We start from the raw sequence: 10798 nt of genomic DNA, 5'->3' as shown, positions 1-10798 counted from the left end.
CTCAAAAAGAGTCAGCCGACGAGGTTATTTGGCATTTGACAAGTGCACGCTGTTGAGTTCTCAAGGATCGGATGCTCCCAGCCCTGCGACTCCCGCCGCAGCCCTCCGGGGCAACTTCTCTATCTTATCTGCGCCGTTCTCGCTGTCAAATCCGACACGCCGTGGCGCTCAGCGCGCCAGGTGGCATCCCAGACCGGCCGCGAGGCCGCCCAGACACACCACGATCCACCCTCTTCCGAGGAGCTTCTTCATGGTGTCTGTCGTCGACCTGGGGTGGGAGCCTTCCGGCTCAACCTCACCGCTTGGCGGCGACAAGGGATTACATTACGCCGATCCGGGGGTACCGGCAAACCCCGCCCACTGTCGGGCGTGTCGCGGCTCCTCGTCGGCGTCGTCGTCTCTGACGGATCCGCTGGGAGTCCTGCCGCGCCCGGGAGATCCTGGGGACAATCTCCCTATGACCTCCCCCTCCTCGTCGCGGCCTCGCGCACGCCGGCGCCTCGTCACGGTGCTCGTGGTCGCCGCCGTCCTGGTGGTCGCCGCGGGCGCCGCCGCCGTGTTCGGCCCCGCCTTCTACCGCGACGTGATCGTGGGAGCGGCGCCCGCGGCTCCCACGGTGTCGAGCGGTTCGTCCGGCGCATCGGAACCTGCGGCCCCGCCCGCGGGCGATCCTCTGGTGACGCTCGACGGATCCTGGGTCTCCGCGCCCGGCTCGTACGCGGGGTATCGAGTGGACGAGGTCCTCAACGGCACGGACGTCACCGTGGTCGGTCGGACCGAGACCGTGACGGCAGACGTGCGCGTGGACGGGACGTCCGTCACCGCCGGGACTGTCACGGTCGACGTCGCCTCCATCGCGACCGACGAGGGAGCCCGTGACGCCTACTTCCGCAGCAACGCGCTCCAGGCCAGCCTGTTCCCGACGGCGACCTTCACCCTCACCGAGCCCGTGACCACCGCCACCGCACCCCGCGCCGGAGAGACGACGACGGCCACGGCAACGGGGGACCTCACCCTCCACGGCGTCACGCGATCCGTCACCGCGACGCTTGAGGTCGGCTTCGACGGCAGGACCGCGGAGGTCGCCGGAAGCATCCCCGTCACCTTCGCCGACTACGACGTCGAGGCCCCGAGCCTCGGCTTCGTCCGCGTCGAACCGCAGGGCTTCGTCGAGTTCCACCTCGTCCTCGACAGGGCGAGCTGACCGCGAGCGCGTCGCTCGCCACTGCGCGTCGCGCGACGACAGCGCGCGGCGAACCTACCCGCGGGGCAGGAGCACCCTGAGCGAGAACCAGGCGTCGTCGGCGGCGATGGAGACGGATCCGCCATAGGTCTCCGCGGTCTGCTCGATGCTGCGAAGACCGAGGCCATGCCCGTCCCCCTTGCGCGTGAGGAGCTTCTCCCCGTCGCACTGGAGGATGCCGTCGTAGGTGTTCTCGAAGCGCAGCATGATCCAGTCGTCCTGCGCGAACAGCGCCATCCGCACGACGCGACGGTCACGATCCGGGAGACGACGCGTCGCCTCGATGGCGTTGTCGAGGGCGTTGCCGACGAGCGAGGTGACATCCAGCAGGCGCAAGTGGTCGAGCAGGCGACCGTCCGCGACGACGGACATCGTGACCTCGTGCTCGGCGGCGTACATCTGCTTGCCGGTGACCACGGCATCCAGCACCGCGTTGCCCGTGCGCAGGTGCGCGCCGAACCCGCTGACCGACTCCTCGAGCTCCTCGAGCAGCCGCTGCCGGGTATCGGCATCGGTCTCCGCGCGCACCGCCTGCAGGTGGTGCTTCATGTCGTGGTACTTCCGGTCGACGTCCTCGATCGCCCGACGCGCGACCCGGTACTGGTCGTGCTGGCCGCGCAGCAGCGCGCCCATCGCCTCGTTCTCGCGGCGCACCTCCATCTCGCGACGCTGTTCCTGCTGCAGGTAGAGCGCGATGCAGCCGCAGAGGTCGACGAGCGTGCGGATGTAGAGCACCTCCTGGCCGAGGCGCCCGCTGAACGGGGTGGCCGGCGTCAGGAAGGAGAGGTTGGAGATGCCGAACGTCGCCGCCGCGATCGCCAGCGCCGCGGCGAGATCGCGCCAGGTGGCCGTGAACCGACCACCGCGCGGAAGGTGTCGACGCTCGGCCGTCCACGCGATGAGAGGGAGCGCGACGTACACCGCGACGAACAGCAGGATCCGCGCGGCCCCGCCGCCCGCCAGCGCCTCGGGCGCGCCGACCGCGCCGTGGAAGTAGAACGCGTCGAGCTGCCAATGAAGCGACGCGGTCAGCTCGGCGAGCATGAACGCGCGCGCGGTGATGAACCCCGCCGCCACCGCGTCGATCCGCACCGCCGCGATCAGGAAGCCGAACATCGTCGCCGCCGCCAGCAGCATCCCCGGCAGCCACAGCGACAGCGGCAGCGCCCCCGCCAGCTGTTGGACCCCGAGGAGGGCGACCAACGCACCTGCCGCGAGGGCGAGCGTCCCCGGCCAGCGCATCCGGCGCCCCAGGATCAGCACGAAAACGAGGCACGCCGCCCATTCGGCAAGGGCGGTGTACGGACGGGGGATGTCGGCGAGCGTGCCGTCCTGCGCGGGGAGGACGATCGCCGCGGGACCGATCGCCGCGAGCACGACGTCGAGGGACATCACGCGGTCGACCCCCGCTCGCCGATGTGCGCCGCGAGCGCGGCGAGGAAGTCCTTCTTGCGCGGGCGCGAGATCTGCAGCCGCGCGCCGCCGCGGAGGCGGCAGTCGTTCCCGTCGACGCCGATGACGTGACGCAGGTTCACGAGATACCCGCTGTTGCAGCGGTGAAAGCCCTCGCCCGCGAGCTCCGCCTCCATCGCCTTGAGGGAGGTCACCACGTCGTAGTCGGCCTCGGAGGTGTGCACCAGCACGTGATGCTTCGCGCTCTCGAGATAGAGGATGTCCGCCATGTCGACGCGGTGATGGGATCCGTCCGCCGTCGCCAGCAGCAGCCGCCGGCGCTCGCGCAGGCGGAGCTGGGCGAGGACTCGCTCGAGCTCCTGCGCGAACGCGGAGTAGGGGACGGGCTTGAGGAGATAGCTGAGCGCGGCGACCTCGTACCCGCTGATCGCGTACTGGGGGGACGCCGTGACGAAGACGATCACGACCTCCGAGTCGACCTCACGCACCCGCCGGGCAACGGTCATTCCGTCGACCCGCTCCATCATGATGTCGAGGAACAGCACATCGAAGTCGGCGCGATACTCGTGCAGCAGATCGGCGCCGTCGGCGAACGCCTCCACCTGGAACCGGCCGCCGTGCTCTCGCCGGTACCGGTCGATGTGGGAGACGATCCGGTCAAGGCTGACCGGATCGTCCTCGACCACGCCAATGCGGATCATCGCGTCTCGTCGCCCCGGCTCAGCTGAATCCGGCAACGCGGCGCGCGGCGTGGTACGCCAGCGTGGTCACCCGGCTGCCCGCCCTGCCGGGAAGGTTGCTGCTGGCCCCGAACAGCGTGCGACGCAGCCGCGCGTGCAGCCACGGGCTCTCGGCGCGTACGTCCGCCCAGAACTCCTGACGCTTCGCGAGGTGCGCGGGCGTTCCCCCTCGCGAGAGCGTGGCGCTCGTGACCACACACAGCGCCTCGACGTAGTGCATCATCGCGGCGTACAGCCGCGCCGGCACGGCGCCCGAGGCCACCTCCTGCGGGTACGGCAGCAGCCGCAGCGCGCGCCGCGTGACGAACAGCTGCTGGTCGATCCGGCGCAGCATGGTGTCGGCCTCCACGGACTGTCCCTCCCGCCCGATCACGTAGCGGTAGAGCGAGACCGGCAGGTAGACGATCCGGCGCGTGTGCGCGAGCGCGGTCAGCACGAACAGGCTGTCGACGTAGAAGGTGTGCTCGGGAAGGCGCAGCTGCGCCCGTCGCAGCACGGCGGTCCGCAGGATCACCGCGTGCATCATCAGGTACTGACGGCGCGCGAACCGGGAGGTGTCGTCCCATCCGATCACGCCACCAGCGGGGAAGACCGAGTCGAACCTGACGACGCGGTCGCCCCGTCCGTCGCGCACGTGCGTGAAGTCCGTGACGAGCAGGTCGATCCCGCCGTGCGCGTCGCGCCGGGCGAGCTCGCCGAGCACCACCGTCAGCGCCGTGGGATCGAGCCAGTCGTCGGCGTCCAGCACCTTCAGGTAGCGGCCGGAGGCGGCCGCGACGCCGGCGTTGATCGCCCCGCCGTGACCCGCATTGTCCTGGTGGATCACTCGGATCGCGCCGGGCGCGCGCACCGCGTACGCGTCCGCGAGCGCGCCGGTGCCGTCGCGGGAGCCGTCGTCGACGACGATGACCTCCACGACCCCCGGGTGCGCGTCGGAGAACGCGACCAACGGCTCGAGCGCCCGATGCAGGTACTCCGCCGCGTTGTACGCGGGAATCACGACCGTCAGACGGGGCACACGTCCAGTCTGCCCGGATCTGACGCCCGCCGCCGTCATCGCGCGTCCGTGGCGGCCGGCTCCTGCTCGGGCACCTGACGGAAGATGAGCTTGAAGATCGGGTAGAACACCCAGAACGAGATCGCCGAGTTGATGATCATCGTGAGCACGTCGGCGATCACCTCACCGGTCGTCCCCCAGCCCCAGTCCGTCATCAGCAGGTGGTAGATCGGTGCCTTGTAGAAGCCCTGCGCGGCCGCGGCGATGAACGTGATCGCGACGTAAGCCAACGCGTACCAGAACGCGGCGACCCAGACCGAGGTGTTCGACTTGAACGTGATGCTGCGCTGCAGGAAGAAGTTGATCACCTGCGCGATGAGCAGCGTGATCTGCACGGCGAGGAAGTACGCGAGCCCGCCGCCGCCAGCCGGCAGGGGGCCCGCCGCGTAGTCGAACATGAAATACGGGCTGCCATCGACCTGGCTGCCGACCTGCAGCACCTGGAAGTTCACGCCGACCAGCCCGGTGAAGGTGTCGAACGCCCACCGGAAGATCGGCATGAGCGCGAGCTGCAGCACCGTGATGCCGTTGCTGATGAGGAAGAACACGAGGAACTTCGACAGCTCCGGGTGCTTCACGACGAAAGAGGACCAAGCCCTCCGCACCGCGGTGATCATCGCGGCCTCCTGTCCTGGTGGTCGACGCGGGCCTCGCTCGCGTCGGTGAATGCTCGTGCGGTGCGACGCTCGTCTCGGCGCCCGCGGAAGTAGCCGCCGATCGCGCGGCCGAGGCCGGCGAAGGGACGTCCGTTGATGACGGTCAGCACGCCGTCGGTCACGCGGCGCGTGGCCATCCCGCCGCTCATCTTGTGGATGATCCGGAACGGCGCGTTGTAGACGAACAGGATGTTGAGATCCGGTTCGCCCTTCGCATCGGCCGCGCGCTTGCGGGACTCGAGGAAGCGGAACGCGAGTCGGGCGAGCCCGCTGCGGGCGCGACCGAGCTGATCCATCGGGGTGTTCTCGACGAGGGGACCCCTACCCCAGGCGTCGGCCGGGACGGGGCGCCCGAGGAGGGCGGCGAACGCCGCGTCGGGGACGGCACGCACCTCGCCGCGGGAGTAGTCGGCGAGTGCAGGAACGGGAGCCCCCGACGGGACGGTGCCGGTGACCTCGAGCGGGGCGGACAGGATCAGCGCGGCGCTGTGCGATCCGACGAGGATCTCGTAGCTGCCGGCCTCGACCTGCCACGCGCCGTTCGCGGTGTCCCAGAAGCGGAAGGTGCGCTCGGTGAACGGCACCGTCACGGTCTCGGATGCGCCGGGCTCGAGGCGGAGCTTGCGGAAGCCCTTGAGCTCGAGCGCGGGGCGCGGCACCGCCGAATCGGACGTGCGCCGCACGTACAGCTGCGGCACATCGACGCCCGCGCGGGTGCCGGTGTTGGTGACCGTGAAGGTCGCCCCCTCCGCGGTGACGCGCAGGTCGCCGTAGGAGAAGGTCGTGTAGCTCAGCCCGAATCCGAGCGGGAACGCCGGATCGACGCCGGCGGTCGCGTAGTACCGGTAGCGGCTGAACATCCCCTCGCGGTACTGCGCCGTCGGCCCCTGCGCGGGGAAGCGCCCCGTGAGCGGGTCGTCCTGCAGCTGGCGCGGGAAGGTCTCGGCCAGGCGTCCGCCCGGCTCGACCGCGCCGGTGAGGACGTCCCAGATGCCCTCGGCGCCGGCCTGACCGCCGAGGTAGGCGTGCAGCACGGCGGCCGTGTGGTCCAGCCACGGGGTCTCGATCGCGCCGCCGCCGGCGAGCACGACTACGACCGGAGTGCCGGTGGCGGCCACGGCGCGCAGCGCAGCGAGCTGGGTGTCGGGGAGGTGAAGGTGCGTGCGATCGAGGCCCTCCGACTCGTCGCTCTCGGGGAGCCCGAGGGCCATCACGGCGACGTCGGCGCGCGCCGCGAGCGCGGTGGCCACACCACGCAGCACCGCGTCCTCGGTCTCGGAACCGCGACGGGTGTAGCCCGCGGCGAAGCCCTCGAGGGTGAGGCCCGTGTTCGCGATCGCGTCGCGCAGGTTGGTGAGGCGCGTCGGGTTGACGGCGGACGATCCGGATCCCTGGTAGCGGGGAGTCTCGGCGAAGTCGCCGATCAGGGCGACGCGCGTGCCGGCGGCGAGCGGCAGGAGCTGCGACTCGTTGCGCAGCAGCACCGCGCTTTCGGCGGCGGCCTGGCGGGCGAGGGCGTGGTGCGCGTCGACGTCGATCGGCTCCGTCTTCCCCGCGGCGGTCACGCGCAGCACGAGGCTCAGCACCTCGGCGACGCGAGCATCCAGGTCCGCCACGGCGAGGGTGCCGGCGTCGACGGCGGCGACGATGGCGCGCGCCGAGTCGAACCCGGGCGAGGGCATCTCGATCGTGCCGCCGGCGGCGACCGCCGCCACGGCGTCGTTCCCGCCGCCCCAGTCGGAGATGACGGCGCCGTCGAAGCCCCACTCCTCGCGGAGGACGTCGGTGAGCAGCTCCCTGTTCTCGTGGGCGTACACGCCGTTGACGAGGTTGTACGACGACATCACCGCCCACGGCGATGCCTCGCGGACGACGATCTCGAACGCCGTCAGGTAGAGCTCGCGGAGCGTCCGCTCGTCCACGACGGAATCGGAGACCATGCGGCGCAGCTCCTGGCTGTTGACCGCGAAATGCTTGGGGGTGGCGGCGACGCCCTGCGACTGGATGCCGCGCACGTAGCCGGCCGCGAGGCGACCGGACAGCTCCGGATCCTCGGAGAAGTACTCGAAGTTGCGACCGCCCAGCGGGCTGCGCTTGATGTTCAGCCCGGGGCCGAGGAGGACGTGCACGCCCTGGGCGCGCGCCTCGCGGCCGAGCGCGCGACCGATGTCCTCGGCGAGCGCCTCGTCCCAGCTGTTGGCGACGGTCGCGGCGGTCGGGAAGCAGGTGGCGGGCTCGCTCTGGGCGAGTCCGAGGTGATCCGCGGATCCGGTCTGCTTGCGGAGTCCGTGAGGTCCGTCCGACATCCAGATCTGCGGGACGCCGAGACGGGGGATCCCGCGCGTGCGCCACACGTCGGCGCCGCTGAGGAGCGCCGCCTTCTCGAGCAGCGACAGCGAGGCGACGAGCGCGGCGGTGTCGGGGGCGCCGTTGGCGGCTGCGGCGTTGGGGGCCGCGGCGGCCGGGGTGGCCGGTCCGTTCCCGGGGGTGCCGGGCGAGGGGGTATCCATCACGTTCTCTCCTGGTGCGGGGCCGGATCCGGTTCTCACCGGTCCGGCCCCGCGATGTTCGATCCGCCGGGGCGGTTCGTTACTCGGCAGGGGCGGCCTCGACGACCGCCGCCTTGCGCTGGTTGTGACGACGGGTGCGACGGATCATCCACACGAGCGCGGCGACGACGAGCAGCGCGAGCACGATCGTTCCGATCAGCACCCCCACCTCCCAGCCGGCCATGTGGTAGGTCAGCGTCGCGCCGGGCGCCATCCCGTTCATCGCGTTGGAGTTCGCGACCGTGTACAGGATGTTGTGGGTGGCGTTGCGGATGTTCGACACGGCGAAGGCACTGGTGGTGTCATCGATCGTCTTGAAGTTCTCGAACGTCAGCATCAGGTCGGTGCCGCGCGCCGCGAAGGCCTGGTCCGTGTACATGTACGGGTACAGGTTGAAGTCAGTGATCGTGAAGCCGTTGAAGCCCCACTCCCCCCGCAGCACGCCGTTCATGAGCGAGTCGTACCCGCCGGCCCACACGGCACCGACGCGGTTGAACGAGCTCATCACGCCGCCCATCGGCACCTCGGCGGTCTTCTGCGCGCCGGACGCGTCGAAGTAGCTGACCTCGCCGTGGACCGTCTTGACGGGGATCTCGAAGGCCTTCAGGTAGATCTCGCGGATCGTCTGCTCATCCGCCCAGGTCGCCAGGCCATTGCCGTTGGTGCGGTTGGTCTCCTGGTCGTTCATCGCGAAGTGCTTGAGCGTCGAGTACACGCCCTTCTCGGCTGCACCGTTGGCCGCGCCGGCGGCCATCAGGCCGGACAGCAGCGGGTCCTCCGAGTAGTACTCGAAGTTACGACCAGCGAACGGGGAGCGGTGGATGTTCATCGCCGGTCCGTACCAGCCGGACACGCCCATCGTGAGCGCCTCCTCGCCGATCGCCTCGCCCATCTTCTTGGCGAGCTCGACGTTCCAGGACTGCGCGATCAGCACCGCCGACGGGAACGCCGTGCCGGTGTAGAGCTCCGGGTTGACGAACGAGCTGAAACCGGCGGGGCCGTCCAGGTCGGTGACGCGGAGCTTGCCGATCTCGGGCAGAGCGGCGCTGTTGTACGCGCCCGACGTGAGGAGCTTTGCCATCTCGTCCACGCTCAGGCGGTCAAGCAGCGCAGCCCACTTCGGGTCGTCGTAGGCGAGACCGCGCAGGTCGACCAGCGACAGGTCGCCGTCCTGACCGGTGGCGGGCATCTCCACGTCGCCGGCAGCCTTCGCCGCGGCGGCCGCGTCGTAGGGCGCGTACGCGGCGATCGTCGCGTCGTCGGCCTTCAGGTCGTCGCCCTTCGGTGCCTTCGGGAACGTCCCCGCGAAGTCGGCGCGCGACATCACCGTGCGCACGGCGCCGTCCTTGGTGAAGGCATCGGTCGCCTGCGCGAAGCGGTTCTCGGCCGGGGCCTTGTCGGTCGAGCGGCCCTTGTCGTACGTGACGGTCTTGTCGACCGTGTACGTGATCGGGGCGATGCCGTCCTTGACGTGGTGCGAGTCGCTCTGCAGCTTGAGGGCGTAGTCGCCCTTCTCGAGGACGTACGCGCCCGCGCCCTTCTCGTCGTAGGACGCCATGTCCTCCACGCGCAGGGTGAGCGTGACCGTCTCGGACGCACCGGGCTCGAGGACGCCGGTCTTGCCGAAGGCGCCGAGGACCACGTGGGCCTTCTCGATGCCGCCGCGCGTGTAGGGCGCGGTGTAGTAAAGCTGGACGACGTCCTTGCCCGCGACATCACCGGTGTTGGTCACCTCGACGTCGACGTTGATCTCGCCGTCGACCGCGCCGAGGCGCTGGTCGGCGACCTTCCACGCGAAGTCGGTGTAGCTCAGGCCATACCCGAACGGGTAGACGACGGCCTTGTCGTAGTCGAGGAAGCCCTCCGCGGCCGCGGTCTCGTAGTAGCGGTAGCCGACGTAGATGCCCTCCTCGTAGTCCACGAAGTACGCGTCCTTGAGGTTCGAGTAGGCGTAGTTGCCGAAGTTCTGGAACGTCGGGTCGGCCGTGAAGTCACGCGCGTAGAGGTCGACGGTGTGACCGGACGGGTTCACCTCGCCCGAGAGCACGCGACCAAGCGCGTCGAAGCCGTTCTGTCCGCCCGATCCGGCCTGGATGATGCCGTCGATCTTCGGGTCGTCCTGAAGGGAGCCGAGTTCCATGGTCGTGGAGGCGTTGATGACCACGACGACGCTCTCGAAGTTCTTCTCGGCGAGCGCGACGAGATCCTTCTCGTCCTTGTTCAGCTCGAGCTGGTGCTGGCCGGGCTGGGCGTTGTCGTCCCAGGCCTCCATGTTGGTGGCGAGGTCGCCGCCCTCGCCACCGCCGCGTCCGATCACGATGATCGCCGCGTCGGAGAAGTCCGCAAAGCTGCTGATCGACGCGTCCGAGTACTCCGACACCGGCATCTCGCCGATGTTGTAGTTCGATTCCGCGGGCTTGTCCATCACGATGTTCGTGCGTCCGCCCTTGTCGGCGGGGTGCGCCGCGGCGAAGTCGGAGAGCTGCGAGTACACGGTGTCGTTGACCGTGAAGCCGGCGTTCTCGATGCCCGCGCGGATGTTCACGGCGGTCGACGTGTCGACCGATCCGGATCCGGATCCGCCGTAGACGGGATCCGCCGCGCCGCGACCCAGCAGGGTCACCGCGCCCTTGTCGAGGGGGAGGACGCCGGTGTTCTTGAGCAGCGTCATGCCCTCATCGGCGATCTCGTCCACGACCTTGCTCGAGGCAGCCTTCGCCTCGTCCTTGGTCTTGTACTCGCCCTTGCTGTAAGCCGTGTCGAGCTTCTCGCCCTCGGGGGTGTTCTGCACCGAGTAGGTGCCCGCCCCCATAAAGCTCTCGATCGCGCCCCGGAAAATCCCGACCGCGACATTCGCCCCGATCGCGATCACGGCCACGATCGCGACGATCGGGATCCAGATCGCGAGGAACTTCCTGTTCGACATCGGCCTCTTCGCCGCCGCTGAACTCACCTGTCACTCCTCTGTCACAAACGCACCGTGTCGCCCCGGTTGCATCGATGCCATGCCGGGGTCGCGCGGGGCGCGCCATCGCACCTGCACGTCGCAGGTTCATCGGATCCAGTTCACGACATCCTCGCCCCCCGCCCGGCTCCACCCGCACAACCTGTCACTCTGGCGGCACAGACTGCGGCTTGGG

At 69.7% G+C, this 10798-nt stretch carries 7 protein-coding genes; 1 reads left to right on the top strand and 6 read right to left on the bottom strand.

All coding sequences use genetic code 11. The annotated features are described in order from the left end of the window. Positions 1-457 precede the first annotated feature (457 nt). The gene (locus tag IR155_RS15075; RefSeq protein WP_135115608.1) at positions 458-1204 is read left to right on the top strand and encodes a YceI family protein; all 747 of its coding nucleotides are present in this window, start codon (positions 458-460) and stop codon (positions 1202-1204) included. 54 nt (positions 1205-1258) lie between these two features. On the opposite strand, the gene IR155_RS16385 is transcribed toward IR155_RS15075, so the two are convergent. The 6 genes from IR155_RS16385 to IR155_RS15045 form a co-directional block, all read right to left on the bottom strand. Next, a complete protein-coding gene (locus tag IR155_RS16385; RefSeq protein WP_409366566.1) occupies positions 1259-1615 on the bottom strand; it encodes an ATP-binding protein in 357 nt (118 codons plus the stop codon). Between the two features lie 1019 nt (positions 1616-2634). Continuing rightward, positions 2635-3357, bottom strand: a complete 723-nt coding sequence (locus tag IR155_RS15065) for a LytR/AlgR family response regulator transcription factor (RefSeq protein ID WP_135115606.1) — start codon at positions 3355-3357, stop codon at positions 2635-2637. A 19-nt stretch (positions 3358-3376) separates the two neighbouring features. Further along, positions 3377-4414, bottom strand: a complete 1038-nt coding sequence (locus IR155_RS15060; RefSeq protein ID WP_233441229.1) for a glycosyltransferase family 2 protein — start codon at positions 4412-4414, stop codon at positions 3377-3379. Between the two features lie 35 nt (positions 4415-4449). Next, on the bottom strand, positions 4450-5031 hold the full coding sequence (locus tag IR155_RS15055) for a hypothetical protein (RefSeq protein WP_233441228.1): 582 nt from the start codon (positions 5029-5031) through the stop codon (positions 4450-4452). A 35-nt stretch (positions 5032-5066) separates the two neighbouring features. Beyond that, complete coding sequence (locus IR155_RS15050; RefSeq protein ID WP_135115609.1) at positions 5067-7619, bottom strand: glycoside hydrolase family 3 C-terminal domain-containing protein; 2553 nt, start codon at positions 7617-7619, stop codon at positions 5067-5069. A 79-nt stretch (positions 7620-7698) separates the two neighbouring features. Continuing rightward, entirely contained in the window at positions 7699-10584 is a 2886-nt protein-coding gene (locus tag IR155_RS15045) for a glycoside hydrolase family 3 C-terminal domain-containing protein (RefSeq protein WP_135115603.1), read from the bottom strand. Positions 10585-10798: the final 214 nt, after the last annotated feature.

The organism is Microbacterium paludicola, assembly GCF_015235415.1.
GTDB classification, from domain to species: Bacteria; Actinomycetota; Actinomycetes; order Actinomycetales; family Microbacteriaceae; genus Microbacterium; species Microbacterium paludicola.
The sequence above is the reverse complement of the archived record's forward strand: the minus strand, read 5'-3'. Positions and strand labels throughout refer to the sequence as shown.

Bases quoted from the DNA above. Each gene is read 5' to 3' on its own strand.
- IR155_RS15075 (WP_135115608.1), top strand. From the start codon at position 458: ATGACCTCCCCCTCCTCGTCGCGGCCTCGCGCACGCCGGCGCCTCGTC.
- IR155_RS16385 (WP_409366566.1), bottom strand. From the start codon at position 1,615: ATGTCCGTCGTCGCGGACGGTCGCCTGCTCGACCACTTGCGCCTGCTG.
- IR155_RS15065 (WP_135115606.1), bottom strand. From the start codon at position 3,357: ATGATCCGCATTGGCGTGGTCGAGGACGATCCGGTCAGCCTTGACCGG.
- IR155_RS15050 (WP_135115609.1), bottom strand. From the start codon at position 7,619: ATGGATACCCCCTCGCCCGGCACCCCCGGGAACGGACCGGCCACCCCG.
- IR155_RS15045 (WP_135115603.1), bottom strand. From the start codon at position 10,584: ATGTCGAACAGGAAGTTCCTCGCGATCTGGATCCCGATCGTCGCGATC.